19 protein-coding genes are annotated in these 23,803 nt (G+C 51.9%); 8 read left to right on the top strand and 11 right to left on the bottom strand.

The features are described from left to right. Positions 1 to 32 precede the first annotated feature (32 nt). The 3 genes from IE065_RS11900 to IE065_RS11890 form a co-directional block, all read right to left on the bottom strand. Positions 33 to 623 (bottom strand): carbohydrate binding domain-containing protein, encoded by a 591-nt coding sequence (locus IE065_RS11900; RefSeq protein ID WP_189515331.1) that lies wholly within the window; start codon positions 621 to 623, stop codon positions 33 to 35. A 78-nt stretch (positions 624 to 701) separates the two neighbouring features. Then, positions 702 to 2,090 (bottom strand): extracellular solute-binding protein, encoded by a 1,389-nt coding sequence (locus IE065_RS11895; protein ID WP_189515329.1) that lies wholly within the window; start codon positions 2,088 to 2,090, stop codon positions 702 to 704. A 159-nt stretch (positions 2,091 to 2,249) separates the two neighbouring features. Further along, complete coding sequence (locus IE065_RS11890; RefSeq protein ID WP_189515320.1) at positions 2,250 to 3,545, bottom strand: Gfo/Idh/MocA family protein; 1,296 nt, start codon at positions 3,543 to 3,545, stop codon at positions 2,250 to 2,252. Positions 3,546 to 3,691: 146 nt separating this feature from the next. Between IE065_RS11890 and IE065_RS11885 the strand changes: the two genes are divergently transcribed. Together IE065_RS11885 and IE065_RS11880 are read left to right on the top strand one after the other, a co-directional pair. After that, positions 3,692 to 4,720 carry a hypothetical protein gene (locus IE065_RS11885; protein WP_189515317.1) on the top strand — a complete coding sequence of 343 codons (1,029 nt, stop codon included), beginning with the start codon at positions 3,692 to 3,694 and terminating at the stop codon, positions 4,718 to 4,720. A gap of 11 nt (positions 4,721 to 4,731) precedes the next feature. Further along, complete coding sequence (locus tag IE065_RS11880) at positions 4,732 to 5,493, top strand: DUF1961 family protein (RefSeq protein WP_189515315.1); 762 nt, start codon at positions 4,732 to 4,734, stop codon at positions 5,491 to 5,493. A gap of 12 nt (positions 5,494 to 5,505) precedes the next feature. On the opposite strand, the gene IE065_RS11875 is transcribed toward IE065_RS11880, so the two are convergent. Continuing rightward, positions 5,506 to 6,225: a hypothetical protein gene (locus IE065_RS11875; RefSeq protein WP_189515313.1), complete on the bottom strand. Its 720-nt coding sequence runs from the start codon at positions 6,223 to 6,225 to the stop codon at positions 5,506 to 5,508. Between the two features lie 5 nt (positions 6,226 to 6,230). Further along, entirely contained in the window at positions 6,231 to 10,031 is a 3,801-nt protein-coding gene (locus IE065_RS11870) for a hypothetical protein (protein ID WP_189515311.1), read from the bottom strand. Between the two features lie 306 nt (positions 10,032 to 10,337). On the opposite strand from IE065_RS11870, the gene IE065_RS11865 reads away from it, so the two are divergent. From IE065_RS11865 to pgl, 5 genes are all read left to right on the top strand, one after another. Next, positions 10,338 to 10,757, top strand: coding sequence for a YraN family protein (locus IE065_RS11865; protein ID WP_189515309.1), 420 nt, complete (start codon positions 10,338 to 10,340; stop codon positions 10,755 to 10,757). 12 nt (positions 10,758 to 10,769) lie between these two features. Further along, on the top strand, positions 10,770 to 12,323 hold the full coding sequence (gene zwf / locus IE065_RS11860) for a glucose-6-phosphate dehydrogenase (RefSeq protein WP_189515307.1): 1,554 nt from the start codon (positions 10,770 to 10,772) through the stop codon (positions 12,321 to 12,323). 106 nt (positions 12,324 to 12,429) lie between these two features. Further along, a complete protein-coding gene (locus IE065_RS11855; RefSeq protein ID WP_194500034.1) occupies positions 12,430 to 13,602 on the top strand; it encodes a S1 family peptidase in 1,173 nt (390 codons plus the stop codon). Between the two features lie 64 nt (positions 13,603 to 13,666). Next, positions 13,667 to 14,671 (top strand): glucose-6-phosphate dehydrogenase assembly protein OpcA, encoded by a 1,005-nt coding sequence (locus IE065_RS11850; protein WP_189515303.1) that lies wholly within the window; start codon positions 13,667 to 13,669, stop codon positions 14,669 to 14,671. Positions 14,672 to 14,716: 45 nt separating this feature from the next. Beyond that, the gene (gene pgl, locus IE065_RS11845) at positions 14,717 to 15,463 is read left to right on the top strand and encodes a 6-phosphogluconolactonase (RefSeq protein ID WP_189515301.1); all 747 of its coding nucleotides are present in this window, start codon (positions 14,717 to 14,719) and stop codon (positions 15,461 to 15,463) included. Between the two features lie 86 nt (positions 15,464 to 15,549). Here the strand turns inward: pgl and IE065_RS11840 are convergent, their stop codons facing one another. From IE065_RS11840 to mce, 6 genes are all read right to left on the bottom strand, one after another. Next, complete coding sequence (locus IE065_RS11840) at positions 15,550 to 17,076, bottom strand: butyryl-CoA:acetate CoA transferase (protein WP_189515299.1); 1,527 nt, start codon at positions 17,074 to 17,076, stop codon at positions 15,550 to 15,552. Between the two features lie 38 nt (positions 17,077 to 17,114). Further along, positions 17,115 to 18,578 (bottom strand): sodium ion-translocating decarboxylase subunit beta, encoded by a 1,464-nt coding sequence (locus tag IE065_RS11835; protein WP_189515393.1) that lies wholly within the window; start codon positions 18,576 to 18,578, stop codon positions 17,115 to 17,117. 95 nt (positions 18,579 to 18,673) lie between these two features. Continuing rightward, positions 18,674 to 19,069, bottom strand: a complete 396-nt coding sequence (locus tag IE065_RS11830) for a biotin/lipoyl-containing protein (RefSeq protein WP_189515297.1) — start codon at positions 19,067 to 19,069, stop codon at positions 18,674 to 18,676. 19 nt (positions 19,070 to 19,088) lie between these two features. Beyond that, positions 19,089 to 19,487: an OadG family transporter subunit gene (locus IE065_RS11825; RefSeq protein WP_189515295.1), complete on the bottom strand. Its 399-nt coding sequence runs from the start codon at positions 19,485 to 19,487 to the stop codon at positions 19,089 to 19,091. Between the two features lie 5 nt (positions 19,488 to 19,492). Further along, positions 19,493 to 21,046 carry an acyl-CoA carboxylase subunit beta gene (locus IE065_RS11820; protein ID WP_189515293.1) on the bottom strand — a complete coding sequence of 518 codons (1,554 nt, stop codon included), beginning with the start codon at positions 21,044 to 21,046 and terminating at the stop codon, positions 19,493 to 19,495. A 41-nt stretch (positions 21,047 to 21,087) separates the two neighbouring features. After that, the gene (mce, locus tag IE065_RS11815; protein WP_189515291.1) at positions 21,088 to 21,489 is read right to left on the bottom strand and encodes a methylmalonyl-CoA epimerase; all 402 of its coding nucleotides are present in this window, start codon (positions 21,487 to 21,489) and stop codon (positions 21,088 to 21,090) included. 142 nt (positions 21,490 to 21,631) lie between these two features. Here mce and IE065_RS11810 point away from each other — a divergent pair, with 142 nt between their 5' ends. After that, positions 21,632 to 23,776, top strand: a complete 2,145-nt coding sequence (locus IE065_RS11810) for a methylmalonyl-CoA mutase family protein (RefSeq protein ID WP_189515289.1) — start codon at positions 21,632 to 21,634, stop codon at positions 23,774 to 23,776. Positions 23,777 to 23,803: the final 27 nt, after the last annotated feature.

Below are 23,803 nucleotides of genomic sequence, written 5' to 3'. Positions count from 1 at the left end.
AAAATGACAATTCTAAGACAGAGAGGGGGGGGTTATTTGCTTTGCGCCAAAGAATCAATTGCTGGCGCTGGGGTTACGCTGATATCAGCAAACCAGAGCGTATTGCCGATCTCGGTGCCCGTTTGTTTGTAGCGCAGCAGAATGGCGGCTTCTTCGGCACCCTCGGCCACAAATTGCTTGGAGAGCTTCTCCCAGCCGATGCCGTTGTTGGGCACGCTGATGCGCTTGATTTCTTTCTTGTTCGAATAAAGCTTAATCTGAAGTTGTCCACCTTCTGAGCCGTCACTTTTTACCCAGCCTTCAAGCAGATAATTTCCACCTGGTTTGACGGGGAATTTTTGAAGAATTTGGCCGAGGCCCTGACCATCGGTATCGATTGTGACGCGGAGGCTGCCGTTGGCACCAGTTGGTTTTGAGGAGGTTTCATACGTCAGTGTTGATGCGCCAGGGGCGGGCACACGCCAAGAGGCAGGCTTGTTCGCGGTAAAGACAGCGAAATCGCCGTTGGTTATCAGATTGTTGCTGGCAAAAGTCGCTGAAGCGCCGAGGAGGAAGCAGGCTAGAATGGACGCGATGCGTCGTCGTTTTTGAAGTGTGACGCGTGGGATAATGATTTCAAGCATGTGAGAATAGTCATCCCTCAATCTGACTAAGTCAACATTATCTGCACAAATTCTATGTGATGCTTTTCTTGGAAAAAGTTACTTGGAGGCGTAGAAGATGCTTTTGCAGGAAGCGCCTTGCCGGCCAATGCCTTCGATGCCGAGCATGGTTCGGGCGACTTGGGCTAGTTCCTTCAGGCTGGCTTCCAGATCGAGTCGTTCGCGGAGAATTCTTGAGATGCCTTGGAGCATGAGTGCGCCCGGATAGGGTGGCTCAAGGTTGAATTCGGTCGATATTTTAGCGACTTCGATCGCGAAAAGGGCATCACGCGGATCATCCAGATCGAGGCTTTTGTAGGCAGAACTTTTGCGGATGGGGATGTTATGCTTCCACTGGCCAATGTAGTCTTGCACACGTTCAGAGAGCATTTCGCTGACGTATCGCATGGCAAGTTGGGGATTGTTGCAGGATTTCCGGATACAGATCAGATCAGTGGCCTGTGCAGTGTAATCGACCCCACCTTCAAAGAGGGGCATTGGCGCTGTATTCCAGTCTTCGAAGTCGGAGCGGATCACGAAATCCATGAAATGACGCCCAGAAAGGTGCATTGCTGCCTTACCCTTAAAAAAGTCTTGGCGGAATTCCTCGTCTTCATGGTGAGCGTAGTCCAGCATTTCGCCCAATTGCCGAAAGAGTTGGAGTCCATGAAGAACCTCAGGGCTATCGATCGTAACCGGGTCGTCGGCTTTGGGATTAAAGAGCTGTCCACCTGCACGGTTGATGAAGGTCAGAAAGAGGTGGGGCGTGGGGTACCAGTTGATGATGCGTTCGGCAGGCAATACCTTTTTCAGTTTCTTCACACAGTTGATGAAGGTATTCCAAGTCCAGCTTTGTTGTGGCAGCTTGCATCCGGCCTGCTCAAAGATTGCTGGGTTATAGTAGATGACCCGAGGAGAAAAAGCGAAGGGGATGCCAACAATCTTTCCGTTGATCTCAAACGGACGAAATGGCTTATCAAAGAACAGGCCACGGTCAGGATAGCATTCCGCGAGCACCTCAGACAGGTCCATGTATTCGTGGTATTCGGTCAGGACATGGCTAGTGGTGCGTAGCTCCACCATTCCGCGCTTGAAGGCGTATGTGCTGCGTAATCCTGGGATGGAATCCGAGATTAGCTGGAGCATGTCGGGGATCCATGGAAAATGGTCAACCGGGTTGTAAACGCACATGTTCTCCGGCAGCACGCGTGTTTGCCAATTGGGTTGGACGAAGGTGCCGCGCCGGGATTCCGAATGGAGCACACTATCTTGGCAGAGAGACTCAACAGCCTGTTGAACCTTGAGGAATGAAATATTCAAGGTTTCGGCAATATCGCGTGCAGCAGGGATACGGTCGCCGGTGCCGATGGTGCCCTCTTCCAGTAGGGAGAGGATATGGTTGCGGACAATGGATACTCGGTTTGGACTCACAGTAATTGACTCAGTCATTACTTTAGAACTCTTTACTCTTTGAACAAGAGGAAAATACGCTCTAAGTTGTGTGCTGAATCCTATGGATTTTTTCCGAGTGTCGAGCGTCTTTGATACATCGCCCCAGTGATGCCTATAGCCTGAGCCGAAAAGCAGTCAGGTCTTGGGCTTGATTGCTTAAAATTGGCGAATTGAAGGAAAATGTTTATAGTTACGGAGTTCGATTGTCTGTCCTGGTTTTGCCCAAGGGCAGTCCAATTCCGAAAATAGTTTTTCCTGCTCAAAGGCTTTGAAAATTAACTCATCGATGCCTTTAATTTCAATCTTGGTATCGCCTTCATGTTCCTCGTGGCGCGAAATGTACTGTTCAGGTATGGCGCGCACGTCAGAGGATTCATGTGCGCCGTTGACGCAACGGGTTTGGGCGCTGGCGATTTCTAAATCACAGATGAATGCTTTGGGCGAATGGGTGCGTTCTACCAAACAATCGAGAATACGCTCACGAAGCTCATCTCTGCACTCGTTGTCTATGGTTTGCGTATTGCCACTGACGTCGTGGATCAGGGTTTGTTCGAAGGTCCAATGGATGCTGCCGGCATCGCCCACAACGTGGATTTCTGGGTCTACGGTTTGGCGTGAGCTGTGGGTGCCAAAGAAATAGAGAGGGACGCCCGACTCACTGTGGCAGCGGATACAGGCAGTGTCTGGGCTCTCGATTTTGCGTGATCGATAGAGTTCGGCCTGGATGTCGGCAATGTTAGCTGATTCGTTTTGCTGAGGGCCTGCGAGAAAGCAGATCATGTTCAGTTGATGGCTAATGGCATTGTTAAAGGGTGAATCGAGCAGCCAGTCTTCACCTAGTTTGAGGCGGCCTGCCCAGTCATTGCGACTGTAGTATGACTCAAGGCGTGGCCAAAGCCCCATGCATTTTACGGCCTTCAGTTTGCCAATCCTTCCAGTGAGAATGGCCTGCTTCATGAGCATGGTTTCCGACGCGTAGATGGTCTGATAGCCAACTGCAACAAATCGGCTGCTGCTCTGCTCGGCAGCCTGCATTTCGTGTACTTCCTGGATGGTGGCGGCGGCAGGTTTTTCGACAAAGACATTGGCTCCGGCTTGCAGCGCGGCAATGGTCATCGGTGCATGCAAGTGAATGCCAGTCGGAATGAAGCAGATGTCGATCTTCCCATGCCAGCGATCAAGCATTTCTTGGAAGTCCTCAAATACTTCGACACCTTCAGCTAGCATTTTTGCGCATTTTTCCGGTTCCTCGGATTGGTTGATGATTGCTGCAGCAGCGAGCTTGAATTCGTTGCGTTGGATTCCGCTTTCAATCATCGCATGATGAACGCGCCCAAATCCAGAGATGCCAATAATCGCGACCTGAAGGATGGCGCGGTTGCTCGAATTGGTTGATGTGCTCGCAGACTGAGTTTGTGGAGCGGAAAATGTGTTGCTAGTTGGGGTCGACATATTGGTGCGCAGTTTGATGTATGCGGAAGTAATAAAATTGAAAATCACTATTGACTAAGTCAGTGAGGCGGTCAATCATGATTTTTACTTAGTTAAGCCTTCGCCATCATCGTATTGCTTAAAGATCACCCTCCCCCAAAAAAACAATGAGTACATTCATCGGATTATCAGTTCGTGTATTTTGCCAATACTCTTATATCGGGGCTTTCGCCCTTTTAACTTCTCCTGCTGCGCATGCGGTATCACTCGTTTATGAAGGGTTCAACTACGGTGGCTCAACGATTCCGATCAATGGCGTTGCTGTTGGTGGTGGAGCAACAGGCCTTTCTGGTTCCTATGCAACGGTGACAGGGACTTCCGGTAATGACAATGTGCAGAGCTCGAACTACGTCCCCACTGGTTTGACCTTTAGTAATCTTGCAACCACTGGTGGATCGCTGTTTCAGTCGGTCCAGCCTAAGATCGATAACGTAAAAGAGTACGCCTACACGCACATACCTCTTTCCACGACGGCCACGGGTGACATCTACCAGACTATGCTGGTCAATGTATCTGCGAGCGCTCTCGTAAACCCAACGTTGGGCCAGGACCCCTCGAATTCAGGTGTCTCTGAATTACGCCTACAAGATACGTCAAACTTGACGGGAAATGCCTCGGGCTCCATGGCTGAAGCAGTGAAGCGTGCCTCGCAAACCGGCATTAAGTCTGGCTCGCAATATATCGTCAATGGCCCGATTAGCGGGAGCCAAGCAATTAGCTTGAATCAGAATTATCTGATGGTGAATAGCTTTTCAAACGTTGGTCTAGCCGGAGGCGGAACCGCAAATACGTGGATGTTTGATGAAGTGAGTTTTGACAATTGGCAGAGCAATGGCGGCTTGGAAGTCGACTTGGATACTTATGCGCTTTTTTCGACGTCAAACTCAAGTTCTAGCACGATCGTATTTGATTCCACCAAGTCTATGCGCATTTCGACTTCTGAATTTTCCATCGATTTTAATAGCGGTGCCACTAGCTATGACAACATCGGCGAGCTGACTGTGACCTATGATGAAGTGCGCTACGGCACGACCCTGGGTGACGTGGTCGTTGTGCCCGAGCCATCAGCTTATGCGTTGGCAGTGGGTTGCATAGTGCTGGCAGTGATCGTGCGTCGTCGCCGGTTGAGCCGATAAGACATATTTCCATGACTAGAACAGCTGCGCTGTCATTTGCTCCATTGTTGGCCACAGCGTCGTTTTGCTGGGCCAGCGATGAGTCCACTATCCGATCCGAGATTGATTGGGAGTATCCGGTTTACCGTAGTAACTTTACGGACGAGACCGTCTTAGGCGATTGGGTGCTGGAGGGTGGAGAGTCCATGCAAGTGATCGATGGTTGCTTTGTTCTGGAGAGTGAAGGCTTACAGACTAGGCCAGCACCGGGCAATCACCTCGTCGCTTGGCTTAAGCCAGAGATCCCCGCTGATTTCTACCTGGAGTTTGATTTTCGGCCAGAGGACAAGTCACAAGGGCTTGCCATCATATTTTTCAACACACGGGGGACTCAGGGGGAACCCGTGCTAGACCCCGACCTAGCGCCACGCGATGGGACGTTTGTGCAGTATCACAGTGGTGATCTGGACGGATACCATTTATCCTATTGGAGCGGCGCTAGGAAGGGTGTTAATCTCAGAAAAAATCATGGTTTTACGCTCTTAGGAGCAGGCCAGGATTTAATTGTTGCTGATTCAACCGATGAGTTTCAGCGCGTCGGGCTTTACAAGCGAGGAGGTACGATCCGCTACTTCGTCGACGGAGAGTTGGCGCTGGAGTATGTGGACGATGGCGAGACTGCTGGTCCCATTTGGGAGCACTCTGGGTGGTTAGGCTTGCGCCAGATGGATCACGCACATCGCTGCCAGTACGACAACCTTGCAATCTATCCGTTGAAAGGTGGCAAGGGATAATCCCTTGCGCTGCTATGACTTTGGTGGCGTCGGTGTGGAAACGTAAAACCGGCGCACGCTGATTTGGTCATCACGGCCTTGTTTGTCCGTGATGAATACAAGGCTGCTTCGTCCGGTGCGGTATGGCCAGAAGGCTTTATATACCAGCTTCCAATCACCAGAATCTTTTGGGTCCGCTTGAATTGCCATCATGACGCCAAAGTTCGGTTTGTCGATATTGGGCGAATTGATGATTAACTGCTTACCAGGATCGATGCTGATACGCTCCTCGTTGAACTGAGCGACGATTTTGTGGCGCGAGATGTTGTAGAGCTGGTAGATGTCTTGCATCGATCTCTGTGCCTCGTTCTTAACCGAGACAATGCGGTATGGCACGTTAGCGTTCTTTTGATCAAAGAAAAGGAGTAGGGAGGGGGGGGCAGCAGCGCTAAGTGTGGTGCTGGCGACAGGGATTGGTGTAGGAGTGGCACCATCAGGGCCTGCTGGGCCGTCACGATAGAAGACCAATGGTTGATTGGCCCGGCATTCGTAAAGCGAGGAGGGTGCCCCATTGGGAATAGTCAGGTCGATGCGTTCATCGCCATTCAGGTAATAAACGTTGCGTATGGCGTTGTCCCAGCCGATTGCACTGAACTGCGTCGTTACGACTCTCCCGAAGTCCTGAGCTTGGGCGAAAGTAGCCAAAGCCAACAGCAGGGCGAATGCTCCTATATAAAATTTACGAATATGCATGCGGTTTAGATTTCGTTTTCACTGAGCCAGCGGAATCCAATAATTTTGTATTCTCGTCCCATTGGGCTGCTGGGGTTGATCAGTTCATTGGCTATGTCATTTAAGTCTGGTTCGATTGGCATCGCTGTGCGCTGCACAACAGCCTGGCACCAGGCTTTGCCCTTAACGCTGCCGGATATTTTATCGACACTTTCGCCATAAGAACGAATGAGGAAGGTGTCTCCACGCACGGTGATGATCGGCCCGATACGTTGGAGGACATCACCTTGCAAAACGCATCCAGGAAAGCCCGCAGCTTGCATATTCGTTTCTGGGAATACATCGTTGAAGCCGCTTCCGGGTATGTCCGTTGCAGCGGGCAGCGAAACGGCGCTGAGCTTCGATTCTGTATTTACGCCTAGTTGTGGGTCATCCAGTGCGGCTTGTAAGGCTCCGGACTTTCCGGTGACATCATCGCTGATGGCGCGGTTAATAAAGTCGCTGACTGAAAGGAAGGGGCCGCGTAGCTTGACTTGGTTGACAATCGCCTGGGCCAAATTGTTTAGCTCATCTTCGCTGATTTCACGAACGCCTTTCCAGAAGTTTTCTTCACCCTCGTTTTCGTCGAGGTTGACTTTGCCATGGTAAGGCCAGGTGAACCGTGAAATGAGTAGGCCGCCTGTTTCGCGTTGGAAGCCTGCATTGAAATCGTAGATGGGAAGGGTTCCTTGGGCGAGGCCGCCAAGTAAAGCTTTCCATGCATCAACGGAGGAGGAGTTGACATTAAAGGCACCTTCGATCTGTAGATAAGCGGCGAGGGATTTAAAGAGAGTATCGTCGTTGCCGCGTGCTTCGAGTTCCTCAACGGTCAACTCGGACACTTCACTCGAATAATGATAACGCTGGTTTCCTGAAATCGGTTCGCCGTTCTTAAACGCATTGAATTCGTCTTCAGTGACATCACTCACAATGCCCGAGAAATAATAGCGATCCCAGAGCTTTTCGTTCACCAAGTAGGAGGTGTCAAAGAGCTTGAAGTTGCCGTAGTCGGGTTCTTTTCCGGGTTCTCCGTAGTAGGTCCAAGCGCTGTGGGCAGAGGATTCGGTGGCGTCAAGAGGGATTCGCACATTGGCGTAGGAATTAGCGACCATATAAGTCGGGTCGAAGTTGTACCGGCCCAGATTTGCATGTTGGAGATTACCCAACGAGAGAAGCGGCGTGCGTGGGCGGTCAAAAAGAATGACTTCGCTCTGGCCAGTGACATCGTTACTGTTGCCCCAGAAACCGTTGGCTCGGATGGGGTCATCCATCTGGACTTCAGCGTATTCGTTGGTCAAAATGCCGCGGCTCGTTTGTGGGCTTTGGGTGGTGTAGGTGCTGAGCACCTGATAACCATTTGTATCGTTGAAGCCGTCCCATTCGCTATTTGCGCTTATGGCGCGGATATTCGAATCCACGAGATTACGCCAAGGCGTATTGGACTCTTCGGCAGTTTTTAGCCAAAAGCCAACCGCTAGGAGTTGGTCTTGATCGGAGGCAGCAGAGAGGGAACTGAAAGTCTGCGATTCGTAAAGCCCGAAGTCGGATGCGTCGAAATCGGCGAATACCTTGGAAATGGACTGTAGTCTGTTGGCCCCTGCAGAGTCGATATTGAATCCGGCCCCGAAGTCCGTCGTCAAACTGAGGCTGATGGTGAAACCACCGATCGAGGCATTACCGCTATTGTCTTGAGATAGTAGTCTAAGGTCTGCAATTTCCTCATCAGCTAAGCCCCAGTTTCTTTTTTTTGTGGGGCGATTATTACCGTAGTTTCCGTCTTGATTCTTATATAGCTCTGTAACGCCTATATTATCTGCGGGATGGTGCTGGTAAGAGAGTTCCAATGGGATAACGAGGCCGCCCCGGCCAGGTTCGTAATTGGTCATGTAGACATAGTCGCCGTTTTGGTGAATATCGCCAATGATATTTCCATTATCGTCGGTGTCCGCCCAGAGTTGATAGACACCATTGTCGGTTTCGCGTCCATCGTATGATGAGTGGTCAACATTAAGACCAAAGTAGCGGGTTTCGCCCGGCTTAAAGGTAATCGTGCCTCCCTTCGCTTCATTCTTGCTATATATTCGGTAGCTTGACCTTCCCTGGCTTACGGTAGGCATGACTTCACGTAGCCCAAAAGACACTGGAGCGGGTAAGCTGCGACCAGCCACGTCGATAGTGATAATCGGGTTCAAATTCCAACCCATGAACAGCTTGCTTTCCTCAATTGTTATGGTCGTGTTGTAAGGATTATAGAGGGAAAGGACAGGTGTCACAATGATTTCCAAGCCGTAATCACCGTCGTTAATGCCGAAGCTTAATTGCAGGCGAGAAATGATAGGCCCCACCCAGCTTTGTAGTTGGTAGTTATCGGAAAGAGGACTGATGAGCCTTGTTTCAAGCACTTCATGGCCTTGCTCACTGGGCACCGTTTGGTAGGGGAGGCCAGAGGTACCGGGTGAAAACGAGTAGTCTGGGTAAAAATGTTGCCAGCCAGTGTACTTATTGAGGTGTGTCCTCGTCTTATCTGACAGCGATTCTTCATACTCTTTGAACGGGGCGAAATAGCTGGGGCCGTCTGCCATGAGTTCTTTATGTTCCACTAAGTCCAAGGAGTTGCGAATGGTTAGTTCTTCGCCAATTTCTTTTTCTCTATTCCATGAGAATTTAATGCTCCTAGATCCTGGGATATACTGTCGATAATAGGAACGCAGGATACTCCAGTTGGGGCCGCTTGTTCTTACTTGATCTTCGCCGAGGCCGTTAGCCGTCATCACTTCATCGTCGATGAAGTAAAGGGCTTCCTCGTAGTTCACTGGTGTGATGTCATCTGGATCAACGGCATCCTTGTTGGGCTCGAGGACGAAGTGCTTATCAAAAATATGGCGATACTCGAAAGCTTGGGTAAGGTCACGCTTGAGGCCACCGTGTTTCACGTCAACAAGCAGGCCTTTCGACCACGGACTGAGCGCATAAAAATAGCGGTCTTCAATGGCTTTTGTCTCGGTCGAGCCGCTAGTTTGCGAGAGCTGGACCAAGCTTGGTAAATCAAGCAATTGGTTGGTGCGGGCTTCATTGGCTGGATAATTCTCTAGCGACTCAAGATATTCGACGCCTGAGCGCTGGCTGCTCTGGAAACCTTCGGTCAGTTCAAAATGGTCCGTGCTCGCATTGGTTTCATCAATGAGATCAATGCGGGCCTTCATGTTTTCATCGGCAATCCAATAGGCGAAATTACCCGAGCTTTGGCCACCCACGGATTCCTTGATCACGGTAACATCGTTGTTGGTGCGGCTGGTGTCATGGACCATTACGACTTTTTGTTCGTCCGTGAAACTATTTAGCTTGGTGGATGGCGTTAGGTAGTCTGCGTCGGTGATTTCGAGTTGTGAATTACCGCTTACCAACCAGCGTGCTTGAGCGATGCGCTCAGCCGGGGTGAGGTTCTTCCAGTTTTCAGTGGTGCTGTCCCACACGCCCATCCAGTGTGGGGAAACGATGTCGCCCAGGGCATTTGGGTCGTCGCTGACGGGGGTGAAGATATTGGCTTCGGCAGTGACGCGTTGGTCAGGGCCTGTGGCCTGCTGCAATTGGCCCAGAGCGACTAAAAGGCCGAAACGAGCATTTTCACGGGCTTGGTTTTTTGCAGCGGATGTGCTGCTGAGGGATACTTCGAGGTTAACGATCGTGGTGAGTGCGAGAGATAGCAGGAACAGAAAAGCCATCAATGACAGCGCCACGACCAACGCAAAACCCTTTGTCGGTAAAATTGTGCGGGATATTCGGTGCATTTCAGGGAACGGGGGGAGGGGGGGGGAGTGAGTTGCCTGCTTTTCGCGAGTTCAGCGTAAAGGGGGCATGGTTTCTTATATTCATGACATGATTCACTGACATAGTCAACGATTTTCATCTGCTAGTTACTATCGTCATAATCCTGTGTCAGTTAACATGCCTGCCCAATGAAAATAGCGTTAATAGTTTCATTGGATTATTGGCTAAGTCAGATTGGCCGATAAGTATAGCTTTCCGGCTTCAGTAGTGTGTCTATGGGCGCTTCGGCCTTGCCTTTGGGAGGGGTATATTGGATTTTTGCCGGAATGCTGGGTAATATATGGCGTCTTTTGGGTCAAACGCGTGTGCCAACGGACCGCGCGGCCAGGGGAGTATTTGGTGAGCGTGAAGCGGCCAAATTATTGAAGAAAAAAGGCTGCCGCATCTTACAACGCAATTGGCGAAATGGAAAAGATGAGCTGGATCTAATCGTTCAAGACGGTGCCATGCTGGTGTTTGTCGAGGTCCGGAGTCGAGCTGCCGAGGCCGTCGTCAATGGCTATCAGAGTGTTAGCGCGAAGAAAAAAACCTGCCTTTTACGGGCTTGTCGGGCGTATTTACGCCAGTTACGGCCTCGGCCTCCGTATTTTCGATTCGATATTGTGGAAGTCAGGCTTGGCATGGGTGAGGATTTCTCTATTCATCATTACGAGAACGTTCCACTGTTTCCAGACAGCTTCACTTAAACACTATTCGCTATGTTAGATACGGACGCATCCGATCGCCATCCCTTCCTGCAAGGTCTCAGTAAGCACCGAGGCGCACCGCCGACGGTTATCGTCATTTTTGGTGCCTCTGGAGACCTCACTTCTCGCAAGCTGATCCCTGCACTATACAATCTAGGACTCGACAATCTACTCCCGCGTGATTTTCACCTGATCGGCTATGGCCGCAAGCCTATCCCCGACGAAGATTTCCGTAATGATTCCGAGGCTGCACTCAAAGAGTTTTCCCGTCGCCCACTTAGCGATGAGCTGTGGAAGCATTTGCGCCCGAATATTTCTTACCACGCAGGCGGCTATGATGACCTTAAGGCATTTGAGTCATTGCGTGAGAAATTGCTCGCGATCGAGAAGGAAGTGGGTCGGGACGTGCAGTTCTTATTCTACATCTCCACCCCCCCCTCTGTCTTCAAGCCGATTTTGGAAAATCTAGGTGCCAGTGGCTTGGCAAAGCATGGCGAAGAAAGCGATTTAGCCTCTAAGGTGATCATTGAGAAGCCCTTTGGCCGCGACCTTGCGACCGCTCAGGAGCTCAATACGATCATTACGAACGAGTTTGACGAAAAGCAGGTCTACCGCATCGACCATTACCTAGGTAAAGAGACCGTGCAGGACTTGATGGTGCTGCGCTTTGCCAACAGCATTTTTGAACCGCTGTGGAACCGTAATTACGTGGAGTGCGTGCAGATCACGGTGGCGGAAAACCTCGGTGTAGGAACCCGCGGCGGTTACTACGACCAGAGTGGCGCAACCCGCGACATGCTCCAGAATCACACCATGCAATTGCTGGCGTTGACTGCGATGGAGCCGCCGGTATCGCTTTCAGCAGAGGACATTCGCGACGAAAAGGTAAAGCTCCTCAAGGCGATTCAGCCAATGAAGACTGGCCCCGACGGCGATGTCGTCCGTGCACAGTATGGCGAAGGCTTGATCGACGGAGAACGTGTTCCTGCCTACATGCAGGAAAAGGACATCCCGGCGACATCGTGCACGGAAACGTTTGCAGCATTACGCATGTCGATCGACAACTGGCGTTGGCAGGGTGTTCCTTTTTACCTTCGTAGTGGTAAGCGCTTGGCGCGTCGTGTGTCTGAGATCGCAATCCAGTTCAAGCAGGCTTCCGGCAGTCTGTTCTCCGACCCGGCCCGTTTTGATTTGGCGTCGAACACCTTGGTCATTCAGATTCAGCCTGACGAGGGCGTCACCTTGTTGATGAACTCGAAGATTCCGGGTCTGGAAACACGGACTCAGCCGGTAAAGATGCACTTCCGTTATGCGACGACCTTTGGCTCGAATACGCCAGAGGCCTACGAGCGCCTGATTCTTGATGCGATGGTGGGCGACTCTACGCTCTTCATCCGTGGAGACGAAACGGAGACATCGTGGAAGCTCTACACTCCGATTCTTGACCATTGGGCTGAGTGTGGACGCAAAGGTCTGGACAGCTATACATCGGGCTCATGGGGCCCACTCGCAGCCGACCGTCTCCTCTGGGAGGGTAAGCACGAGTGGCGTCGTGCCGGCCCTTAGGCGCGTTGGTTAGCTCAGATTTTTTCTGCCATCGGTTTGTCGACGGGTTAACTGGTTGAATTGTTATTTTCTGAGAATAAAACTTCCTGAAGTGGTATCCTATCTTGTGCGTTACCTTATCATCATCGGGTGCCTTACGGCGTTGGGACTATCCGCTCGAGACTTCACGGTGAACATTATTGGTGGCGGTGACGCCATTCCCGGTGAGTATCCATGGATGGTAGGTATCATGGATCGGAACCAGTCAGACAACTTCCAAGCGCAAAAGTGTGGTGGCGTGCTGGTGCACCCCTATTATGTGCTGACGGCGGCTCACTGCTTTGATGGCCAGACCACTGAGTCGCGTGATATTCTTGTTGGAACCGACAGTTTAATCAGTGGCGGGCGCAGAGTTTCCATATCCAGCATTGTTCGGCATCCCGGTTATTCTGGCGGGCCAACGTACGAAAACGATCTAGCGCTGCTCCGCTTGTCGACGCCAGTTGCAGACATCGAGCCAATCGGGATTGCGGATGAAGCGGCTTGGCAGGCAGAGGGAGTTGTTGGTCGGATTATCGGGTGGGGATTGACCAGAGAGCCGAGTTTCTATCCTGATATTTTGCAGGAGGCTGATATGACGATTCTGCCCTTTGAGGAAGCGAAGGCAGCGTGGGGTGATTTTAATATTAGTCTTATTGAAAGCATGTTGCCAGCGGGCAATCCTGATGGAAACCCAGATACCTGCTTTGGCGATAGCGGTGGCCCATTGCTGGTGAGGCGCTCTTATGACAATGCTTGGGTAGTCGCCGGAATCACTAGTTATGGCGATGGTTGTGGTACGGAAGATCCACCGGGTATTTATACGCGAGTATACAGCTTTCGGGATTACATCTACGCGATTCTGTATCCCAATTTCTATTCTTACGCCAATGGCTATGGCCAGTTTTCATTGGGTTTCGATACCGATGGGGATTCATTAAATTTGCTGCAGGAATACGGCTATAACATGGATCCAAATAACGGCCGTCTTGCGGGTGGTCCGGTTGGCAGTTACATGACGATTGAGGGTGAAACATATGCAACGCTGAGCTTTAATCGTCGCCGTAACATGCGGGAATTCGCTTTTCGTTTGGAGCAGGGTCCGCTGAATGGCCCGTGGCAGGAAGTTTCGCTCACCACCCAGACGGAGTCGCAATCGACCCTCGACTCCAAGACTGAGCAGTTGACTGTGCGGGCCTCGCTTCCGATTGATGATGCGCCGTTTCTCCGAATGACGTTGATACCCACTGGGCAGCCATAAAATTTTATCACTTCGTTTGCACAAAGGCTTGTCCATCGGGACCTTGCTGGGCTAGGATTCATGCATGTCTACTGCCGAGCCGCCTACTATTTTCGACGTAATGCCGGGCCTGCGCATGCCTGTTTCCGAAGTGTCGCCCATGTTGTCTCAAATGTGGAATACCACGTTTGACCCATCCAGCGAGAACCCGAGCGAGTTTCGGGCTTCGCAAATGAACGTTATTTTGCACTTTGGATTGAAGACCTCGCCTGAAGAGGCCAAAGCCCGATTTGAGACTGCGATCTCTTTCGCGCAGAAGTATCCTTGCCGCATTATTACGCTTTGTCCAATGGGCCGTGAGCGCAGTGACCGCCTCCTCGAAGGCAAGATTTTCAGCCTCTGCTACATTGGTGATTCCATGCGCGATATGTGCTGTTGCGAGGCGGTTATTCTGGGTTATCCGACGCGTGAGGCTGGCTTCCTCAGCAGCCAAGTGTCGATCTGGCTGGAAAACGACCTGCCGACATATCACTGGTTTAATCGCATACCGGCGGAACGCATCACGCAGATGCACATGGACTTTGTTAAGCGCTGCCGACGTGTTATTTTTGACTCTTCCATCGAGGCTGAAGATGGCAATGACCTTCTATCCATTGAATGGCCGCGGCCCGAAGGCGTGATTGATCTCGCTTGGGCGCGCCTGCTACCGGTTCGTCAGTCTTTGGGGCAGTTCCTCAGCGCGGTTGAGCCAAAGAAGTTGGTGGATGGCCTACTGAAGGTCGAAGCCCGTGGCCAAGCGCCTCTGAAGGGGGAAGCGGCCAACTTGTTGCGTTGGTGTCGGGAGTGTCTGGAAAAGTGCACCAAAAACCCGCTCAGTGTGGAATTTGTTATGGGCGACTGTCCGAAGGATCATTCCCTTGAGCTAGAGTGGACCTACAGCGACAGTCGGCATTTACTTTGGACGCATGAGGCAGACAGTGCTGTTGCGCAGATCACTGCCGACTTTGGAGTTGGCCACATGAGTGCACCGATGCAGGTGCAATTGCTCGATTCAGAAAAAGCTCTCGCTGAAGCTATGTTTTTTGCTTAAATTTTCGCTGCTAATACGATGACAACCCTCGAAGAACAACCTGATATGAAATCTTTCTCTACCTCGTTGGGCCAAGTCCATGTGCTTGGCAAAGAAGCGCTGTTTGTTGAAACAATGCGTCTCATCAAGAATGCCCTTAAGAATACAGACGGCGAAGTGGCCGTCGGGCTGACGGGTGGTTCTACGCCCAAGGCCTTCTACGCTTGGGCGGCCAAGCACCAAGCGCTTTCCTCCGAACTTAAGGAACGTGTGGTTTGGTCCACCAGTGATGAGCGTTGTGTCCCGGAGTCCGATGATAACAGTAACTTCGGTCACGCCAACCGTGATATGCTGCAGCCTTTGGACGTCCCTGAGTTAAACAAATTCCCCTGGCCCGTAGAGTTAGATCCCGAGGCTTGCGCGGACGAGTTCAACCACCGCTGGAATGAACGCTTTGGCCCGAGTCATTGCTTCGATATTTGCTTCCTCGGTATGGGGGGGGACAACCACACGGCGTCACTATTTCCAAATTGCCCGCTTATTGGTACGCAACATCATGAGAACTTTGCAGCGATAAATTGGCCTGAGCGCGGTTGGCGTGTCACCATTACACCGGAGGGCTTTTCCCGCTGTAAGTTGATCGTGGTTTCGGTCACTGGCGAGGGCAAGGAAGAGGCGCTATTCCAGGCTTTTCATGGCGAATTTAATCCGCGCCATAAGCCAATTCAATTGCTCAAGGCTCACTCGCACAAGGTGCTCTGGCTCCTCGATCCTGCCGCCGCTACTGGACTTGACCTCGATATGGGCGTTTGAGAGGGCGTTTAGGACATCCCGCTGGAACGTTTTAGTAAGGCTTTTGCCGCCCCCCGCACTTGTTTGGACGAGGGGGGGGCAAATGCCTAGGAATTAGATGACTCTGCGCAACCGCAGTCAGTCCAATTCACTGTGCGCATGTCGCCATTTTTCAAGTAAGCTTGGTGCATCGAATAGGCGAGGGCCAAGCTTTGCGGGGTGTGCCCCTCTTTGACGGATTCTAGATAATGATGTAAGTCTTCACGATACTCAGGGTTGGCGCAATTTTCGATGATTGCAAGTGCACGCTCGTGGGGGTCTTTATTGCGCAGATCCGCGATTCCCTGATCGGTAATGACAACCTGAACGCTGTGCTCGCTGTGGTCCAAGTGGCTGACCAACGGCACAATGGTGCTGATGGCCCCGCCTTTGGCGACTGATGGACAGGTGAAAATGGAGATGAAGGCATTGCGTGTGAAATCGCCCGAGCCGCCGATACCGTTCATCAAGTCCTTGCCCATTACATGCGTGCTGTTGACGTTGCCGAATATATCCAGCTCGATCGCCGTATTAATGGAGATAATGCCCAAGCGGCGAACGACTTCTGGGTGGTTTGATATTTCCTGCGGGCGCAGTAGCATGCGTTCCTTAAAGAATTCCAGAGACTCATAGACTTCTGCCAAGCGGGGGGGGCTAAGTGTGAGCGAGGTCGCGCTCGCGAATTTGATGCAGCCCTCCTTTATGAGATCAATCACGGAGTCTTGAATGACTTCTGAATACATCTCAAACGCAGGAATGTCGGGATGCTTGCCGATGGCTCCCAGAACGGCGTTGGCGATGTTACCGACGCCCGATTGGATTGGCAGAAATTCCGGCGGGATACGCCCTATCTTAAATTCGTTGGCCAAGAAACGCGCCACATTCTCGCCAATCTGCAACGTAGTTTCATCGGGTGCTTTAAAGCCGCCAGTCTCATCGGGCAGACTGGTGCGCACGATGCCCACGATCTTGCTGGGGTCGACCTTAAGCACGTCCGAGCCAATGCGGTCACTGCATGCATTGACATTGATCGCTTTGCGGTGGGGGGGGTCTAGTGGTTCATAAATGTCATGTAGGCCACGCAATGCTTTTGGGTGGTGATCATTGATCTCAATGATGATTTTCTCCGCAACGTGACAGAAGGTCGGTGTCGCTCCAACAGAGGTCGTCAGCACAATGTCACCATCAGGTGAAACATCGCAGGCTTCAATAACGGCAAACTGGATGGGGCCGAGGAAGCCGTAGCGGACATTCTGCGGCAGCATTGATAAGTGCATATCAAAGAAATGCGTTTTACCAGCGTTGATCGAACGGCGGAGATATTTATCGGACTGATAGGGCGTCCGCCAAGCGACGGCGTCGGCGCGTGCAAGCTCGCCGTCGAGCGAGTCGCCCGTTGAGGCTCCGGTAACAACGCCGACTTTAAACGGACGCCCGGCTTCATGCTCTGCCATGGCTCGCTTGGCAATAGCGCTGGGGACTGCTTTGGCGGCACCGGCGGGGGTGAATCCACTAAAGCCGATCGTGTTTCCGTTTTGAATAAGCGCGGCTGCTTCTGCTGCGGTTAGTTCAGGAATAGCCGTGGAAGTCTTCATTGGTTTATCGGATTTCGATGATTGATTGTGAAATTTTATTAGTGTGAGGCTAGGAGAACAGACATGAAATATCCAGCAACGAGGGCGGTGCCAATGACCCCTGCGACATTCGGCCCCATTGCGTGCATTAGCAGATAGTTGCTCGGATCGGCCTTCTGTCCTTCGACCTGGCTGACGCGGGCTGCCATGGGAACGGCGGATACCCCAGCGGAGCCGATTAGCGGATTAATCTTATTTTTGCTGACCATATTCATGCACTTGGCCATCAGGACGCCAGAGGCTGTTGCGACGCCAAAGGCGATAACGCCCAGTGCAAGAATCAGCAGAGTTTCCGCCTTCAGGAATCGGGCACCAGTCATAGTGATGCCCACGCTGGCACCCAGGAAGATAGTCACGATGTTAATCAACTCATTCTGCGCGGCCTTGGAGAGGCGTTGTGTCACGCCGCACTCGCGGAGGAAATTACCGAGCATGAGCATGCCGATCAGCGGTGCTGCCGCAGGGGCTAGCAAAATACAGAATATCGTGACGACCAATGCAAAGATGAGTTTTTCCAAACGCGATACTTTGCGAAGACTCTTCATACGAATCTTGCGTTCACTTACGGTCGTGAGCGCTCGCATAATCGGGGGCTGGATTACGGGCACCAGCGCCATGTAGCTGTAGGCCGCTACGGCAATCGGTGCTAATAGATCCGGGGCGAGGGCGTTGGCGAGAAAGATGGACGTCGGCCCGTCGGCTCCACCAATAATACCGATGGCAGCGGATTCTGCTGCGGTGAAGTAGCCCATCGAAATGGCTCCAATGTATGTCGCGAACACGCCAAATTGCGCCGCTGCGCCCAGCAACAATGTGCGGGGATTCGCAATCAATGGGCCGAAGTCGGTCAGTGCGCCCACTCCGAGGAAGATCAGCGGAGGGAATATTTCGAGAATAATGCCCAGAGAAATGTAGTGAAATAATCCGCCAGTATGGTCGCTGTGGACGCGGGCCAGTGGCTGACCTTTCACGACAGCGTCGCCTACATGGACATTGTTTTGAGTGACGCGCCCGCTGGCGTCTGCCCAGATGAGGTATTCATTACCGATCACTGAAATACTGGCTTCATCTCCGCCAGCCGCCCAAGGGACCACGATATTCAATGGCTCGTGCTCACTGGAATGTTCGCCACGAATGACATAGAGCAGTGTCTGATTGCCTTCGCCATAGAGCGCATTTTCTTCTGCAAAGAGACGCTGAATGTCGTCCTCAGTGCCTAGTTCGGTTAAGTGATTGGGCTGATAGCGTGGCGTTCGGGGTAGGGTGATGGTTTGTCCCGGCTCAGCGTAGGCGGCGACTACGATACCCTTGGTTGGGCTGAATAATTCGCCCGCCGGTCGGTTTACCATGTTCTCCGTTGGGAGGTTTGCGAGCAGTGCACCAAATGCTATCGGTACAAGCAGCAGTGGCTCGAACTCTTTAAATACGGCGAGGTAAAGCAGGCCAGCGACAATGAGCCACATGACAATCATCTCCCAACTCAAGTCGGGAAAGCCCGTCAGTCTGAATAATTCGGATAGTTCCATGGGTGTTTCTTCCTGTATAAGGATTGCTGGGCTTAGCCCAAAGCAATCAGACCTTGGCCTTCTTCGACTGCGTCACCGGCTTTCACATGGATAGCCTTCACCACACCAGCGGATGGTGCATTGACGATCGTATTCATTTTCATGGCTTCAAGGGTGATGAGTCGGTCGCCTTCGTTGACTTCTTGGCCCGGCTGAACATCAATCGATATGACGACTGCTGACAGCGGGCTGGGTACGTCACCCGCGCTGGCACCGGCACTCGGCTTAGTGGCAGGAGCGGCGGCTGTTGGTGTCGCTGATGCCGAGGCTCTGCGTGTCGTTGCTTTTTGTGGGGTGGGCGTAGTTGCCATAGACTGCCCATCATCGTCAAGCATCTCGATTTCGACTTCGTAGGTTTTGCCTTCAACAGTGATTTTTAAACGTTTCATGAGAAAATAGCGATTGCAGTTAGCGGACTTTGTGGGAGGTGAATATTGCGCGACGGCCCTCTTGGGCCCAGCCGTGACTCGATGGGCGAATGTTCAGGATACGGTGTGGCTTCTCGCCAATGATAGCGTGCACAGCTGCGGCGATAACAACGGCAGTCAGTGGATCAAGTGACGCATCCTCTGCTTCAGGGGTTGTTTCGACAGATGTGCTGACGTTGGGTTGCTGAGTCGTCGCAGGCGCGGGCTTCTTTTTTGCGTTATCCGCTTGGCGGAACAGCAGACTAATCATCTGCGTAACGCCCGCCAAGGTTAGTAGAACAAAGGTGACGAAGAGGAAACCGACGACGATGAATGTCATATTCTCACCAATGCTCGGATGAGCGGGCAAGGAAGCGATTATGGCAGTGGTGTGCATCATGTTGCCTAGAGTGGGATGTTACCGTGTTTTTTGGGAGGCCGGTTGTCGCGTTTGTTGAGCGTTGACCGGAGAGCAAGGGCTATTTTGGAGCGTGTTTCCGATGGCTCAATCACGTCGGTAATCATGGCGTTGGCTGCTGCTTGATAGGGCGAAGCGAATTCGCCCTTATAGTGGTCGACCAGCTCTTTTTGCTTGGCGACAGGATCGGCAGCTTCTTTTATCTCTCGGCGAAAGAGCACATTAACTGCACCTTCGGGGCCCATGACCGCGATTTCTGCCGTTGGCCAAGCGAAGACCAAGTCGGCCCCCATGTCGGATGAGCACATTGCCAGATAGGCCCCGCCATAAGCTTTGCGCATAATCAGGGTGATCTTAGGCACGGTTGCGGCCGCGTAAGCGAAAAGCATTTTGGCACCGTGGCGGATGATGCCGCCGCGCTCCTGTGCTAAGCCCGGCATGAATCCGGGGACATCGACCAAGGTGACGATCGGTATGTTATAGATGTTGCAGGTGCGGATGAAGCGCGCCCCCTTGTCCGATGAATCAATATCTAGCGTGCCTGCTTTTACCTTGGGTTGGTTAGCAACGATGCCAACCACCACACCGGAAATGCGGGCGAAGCCCACGACCAGGTTTTTAGCAAAGTCTGGCATGATCTCGAAAAAATGCTCGTCGTCGACCAGCCGCCCAATAACGTCATGTACGTCAAAGGCTTCTTTGGGGCTGGCGGGCACGAGCTCGTTCATGCCGATGTCTTTTGCCAGATCAATGCCGAGTTCCAAATTATGGGGTGGATCGGCTATGTTATTATTAGGCAGAAATGAGAGCAACTCTGCGGTAAGGTCCATCGCGTGCTGATCATCTTCGGCAATCATGTGGATGTTTCCACTCACTGAAGCATGTGCCGATGCGTTGGCAAATTGCTCTAATTCAGCTTTTTCGCCAGTCGCTGCCTTAATGACGTCTGGTCCGCAGATGAACATATTGGCGTTGTCCTTCGTCATGATGATGAAGTCCGTCAGGGCAGGGGAATAAGCGGCACCCCCTGCGCAAGGCCCAGCGATAATTGCAATTTGTGGGACCACGCCGGAGAGAAGGACGTTCTTAAAGAACACTTGGCCATAGCCCGAAAGTGAGTCGACGCCCTCTTGGATTCGAGCGCCACCAGAGTCATTGACGCCAATTACCGGAATGCCAGCATCGTGAGCGTAATCCATCAGGTCGCATATTTTCTTGGCGTGAATGCGGCCCAGCGCCCCGCCGCCGACTGTGAAGTCTTGGCTGAATGCAGCGACGGGGCGCCCGTTGACGTAGCCCGTTCCGCAGACGACGCCATCGTAGGGCAGTGGCTTGTCGGCGAGGCCAAAACGGTGGCAGGTGTGTTGGGCATGCATCCCAAATTCCTGAAACGAACCGTCTTCAAAGAAATATTCGAGCCGGGCACGGGCTGAAAGCTGGCCCTTCTCTGCCCGCTTGGCGAGCTTGTCCTCGCCTCCCGCCTTAGCGGCAGTTTCACGGTGCCGTTTGAGTTCTTCCATTAATTGGGGGTCAATAGCCATGGACGTAGTGGTTTAAGATTAACTAATAGTAAGTGGTTAAGTTATTTTGGCATGCAAAATTCAGTCAGTACACCGTGGGTGGATTTTGGGTGAAGGAACGCAACGAGTTTGTCCGCTGCTCCCTCAAAAGGAACTTCGTGGATCAGGCGGATGCCTTGGTCGGCCGCTTGGCTGAGTTGGCCTGTTATGTCATCCGTGCCAAAGGCTATATGGTGAATGCCTTCGCCGTTTTTTGCGAGAAATTTAGCAATGGGGCTGTCGTCTGCGGTAGGCTCCAATAGCTCCAAATGCACTTCTCCTACGGTAAAGAAGGCGGTTTTAACTTTTTGCGATGCAACCTCCTCGCGTCCTTCGCATTTAAGGCCGAGCGCCTCTTCGTAATACTTAGTCGCTTCGTCGAGGTTCCTGACTGCAATGCCTAGATGGTCGATTTTTTGAATCATTTTGTTTCCTATTTATGGCAATTTCATCGATTAGCTTTACTAAAGTCAAACAGAATAAGTATAAAATTTACTGATTGACAGCACGCTTACCAATTAACAGCATTGCGAATACTGAGACACTCTAATTGGAGAAAAATCACTGATGAAAAACGCAGGAAACAAACCCTTGCTCGCTGAGTTTAAAGCCGCGAGCTATGATGAATGGAAGGACGCTGCGGTATCGCTGCTCAAGGGCGCGCCGTTTGAAAAAAAGCTATATACTCTGACGCCAGAGGGCATTACACTGCAGCCAATCTATCGACGAGAGGACTTGGCGACGGCCTCCGCTGCTGCGACTATGCCAGGCTTTGATGGCTACACTCGGGGAGCACGGGCTGATGGTTATCGCTCTATTCCGTGGGAAATAGCGCAAGAATTGCCCTATGGCGACCCTGCGGAGTTTAACCGTATTGCCTTGGGTGATCTGCACCGTGGACAGGATGCCTTGAACATCACTTTGGACATCGCCACTTTGAAAGGGCTTGATCCTGATGCTGCTCGCGATGGCGAGGTTGCTGCTTGTGGGCTTTCCCTTGCGACTCTGTGGGACTTCAATACCGCGTTTGCTAACATCTATCCAAACGCGATTTCAATCTATTTTCAGAGTGGTTGCGCAGGCGCTCCGATTTACGCGTTATTCCGCGCCTGGCTGGCCAGTCAGGATGAAGCAAATTTAGCAGAGATTAAGGGCGGGCTGGGGGTTGACCCGATGAGTGTTCTGGCCAGTGCTGGTGCTCTACCGACCTCACCGGATCAACTCTACGATGAAATGTTTTGCATTGCGGAGTTGAATGCGGTCGAGATGCCGAAATTCACCTCCATGGGTGTTAGTGGGCTACCTTATCATTGTGCGGGTGCCAGCGCCACTCAAGAGCTAGCAGCAATGTTGGCGACAGGGTTGGAATATCTACGCGCACTGACTTCACGCGGTTTGGATATTAACGCGGCTGCTAGCCAGATCCGCTTTAGCGCCGCTATCGGAGGCAGCTTTTTTATGGAACTCGCTAAGCTTAGGGCTGCACGCCAGCTCTGGGCGCGAATTGTCAAGGAGTTGGGCGGCGATTCTCAAGCCCAGCTTATGCGCTTGCATGCGCGAACTGGCTTTAACAACAAGACGCGCCATGATCCTTATGCGAATATGCTACGCTCCGCTACGGAAGCGCTTTGCGGTGTGACGGCAGGCGTGGACAGCCTTTGCGTAGGAAGCTTTGATGAAATTATTCGCGAGCCTGACGAATTCTCGCGCCGTGTTGCGCGTAATACGCAAGTCATCTTACAGGAGGAATGCGAATTAACGGCGGTTGTCGATCCCGCTGGTGGTTCTTGGTATATTGAAAGTCTGACCGAAGAGGTTGCCCGTAAGGCCTGGGGCCTCTTTCAGGAAATCGAATCAGCAGGCGGGATGTTAGAAGCTTTGCACCGCAAAGTAATTCAAGACATGGTTGCCGATACTGCCCGAAAGAAATCAAAACTGGTGGGGCAGCGCCGTCTCTCATTGGTGGGAGCAAACCAATACCCTAACCTTGGCGAGAAGCCGCTTGAGAGTCGCATCCCGGATTACGCTGCGATTCGGCAGAAGCGGGCGAGCCAAGTTGAGCGCCGCCGCATGCAAAACGATGAGAAGACTGATGAGTTGATTATGGCCTTGCTGGTGGAAATCCAGGAATCTCCCAAGCAGGAAAAAATCACTAAGATGATCGAGGCTGTAACCACTGGTGCAACTCTAGGTGAAATTTCCCGCGCGTTACGTGCCAATGCTGGCCCGGCAATCTGCATTGAAGCGTTGCCAAATCACCGTCTCGCTGAAGATTATGAAGAGCTGCGCTCGGCCTCTGCCGCATACGCAGCCACTAATGGACATGGGCCAAAAATCTTCCTGACTAATTTGGGGGCATTGCGTCGCCACAAAATACGGGCAGACTTCACACGTAATTTCTTCGAAACAGGGGGCTTCGAAATGGTCTCTTCAGCAGGATTTTCAGCCCCCGATGTAGCAGTCGGAGCATTGAAGGAATCAGGAGCTAAGATCACTGTAATTTGCGGTATTGATGATGATTACGTGGAGCAAGCTCCTGCTTTGATTCGCGCAATCAAGACAGAATTGCCGGATACGATAGTGATCTTGGCTGGTGATCCTTGTGCTCACGAGGCAACCTACCGCGAGGCGGGTTTGGATGATTTCATCTTTATCAAAACGGATAACTACGCGGCCAACCGGAAGTATCTTGAACTTCTGGAAGTACTCTAACCCGATACCATTTAACGCAGCAAAAAT

This window comes from Cerasicoccus arenae, from assembly GCF_014651635.1.
Classification (GTDB): Bacteria; Verrucomicrobiota; Verrucomicrobiia; order Opitutales; family Cerasicoccaceae; genus Cerasicoccus; species Cerasicoccus arenae.
This window is presented reverse-complemented; position numbering and strand designations above follow the sequence as displayed.

Excerpts from the sequence above, each read along its gene's own strand:
- IE065_RS11865 (WP_189515309.1), top strand. The coding sequence starts at position 10,338 with ATGCTGGGTAATATATGGCGTCTTTTGGGTCAAACGCGTGTGCCAACG.
- IE065_RS11850 (WP_189515303.1), top strand. The coding sequence starts at position 13,667 with ATGTCTACTGCCGAGCCGCCTACTATTTTCGACGTAATGCCGGGCCTG.
- IE065_RS11895 (WP_189515329.1), bottom strand. The coding sequence starts at position 2,090 with ATGACTGAGTCAATTACTGTGAGTCCAAACCGAGTATCCATTGTCCGC.
- IE065_RS11825 (WP_189515295.1), bottom strand. The coding sequence starts at position 19,487 with ATGATGCACACCACTGCCATAATCGCTTCCTTGCCCGCTCATCCGAGC.
- IE065_RS11835 (WP_189515393.1), bottom strand. The coding sequence starts at position 18,578 with ATGTGGCTCATTGTCGCTGGCCTGCTTTACCTCGCCGTATTTAAAGAG.
- pgl (WP_189515301.1), top strand. The coding sequence starts at position 14,717 with ATGAAATCTTTCTCTACCTCGTTGGGCCAAGTCCATGTGCTTGGCAAA.
- mce (WP_189515291.1), bottom strand. The coding sequence starts at position 21,489 with ATGATTCAAAAAATCGACCATCTAGGCATTGCAGTCAGGAACCTCGAC.
- IE065_RS11875 (WP_189515313.1), bottom strand. The coding sequence starts at position 6,225 with ATGCATATTCGTAAATTTTATATAGGAGCATTCGCCCTGCTGTTGGCT.
- IE065_RS11885 (WP_189515317.1), top strand. The coding sequence starts at position 3,692 with ATGAGTACATTCATCGGATTATCAGTTCGTGTATTTTGCCAATACTCT.
- zwf (WP_189515307.1), top strand. The coding sequence starts at position 10,770 with ATGTTAGATACGGACGCATCCGATCGCCATCCCTTCCTGCAAGGTCTC.
- IE065_RS11880 (WP_189515315.1), top strand. The coding sequence starts at position 4,732 with ATGACTAGAACAGCTGCGCTGTCATTTGCTCCATTGTTGGCCACAGCG.
- IE065_RS11820 (WP_189515293.1), bottom strand. The coding sequence starts at position 21,046 with ATGGCTATTGACCCCCAATTAATGGAAGAACTCAAACGGCACCGTGAA.
- IE065_RS11810 (WP_189515289.1), top strand. The coding sequence starts at position 21,632 with ATGAAAAACGCAGGAAACAAACCCTTGCTCGCTGAGTTTAAAGCCGCG.
- IE065_RS11890 (WP_189515320.1), bottom strand. The coding sequence starts at position 3,545 with ATGTCGACCCCAACTAGCAACACATTTTCCGCTCCACAAACTCAGTCT.
- IE065_RS11830 (WP_189515297.1), bottom strand. The coding sequence starts at position 19,069 with ATGAAACGTTTAAAAATCACTGTTGAAGGCAAAACCTACGAAGTCGAA.
- IE065_RS11900 (WP_189515331.1), bottom strand. The coding sequence starts at position 623 with ATGCTTGAAATCATTATCCCACGCGTCACACTTCAAAAACGACGACGC.
- IE065_RS11870 (WP_189515311.1), bottom strand. The coding sequence starts at position 10,031 with ATGCACCGAATATCCCGCACAATTTTACCGACAAAGGGTTTTGCGTTG.
- IE065_RS11840 (WP_189515299.1), bottom strand. The coding sequence starts at position 17,076 with ATGAAGACTTCCACGGCTATTCCTGAACTAACCGCAGCAGAAGCAGCC.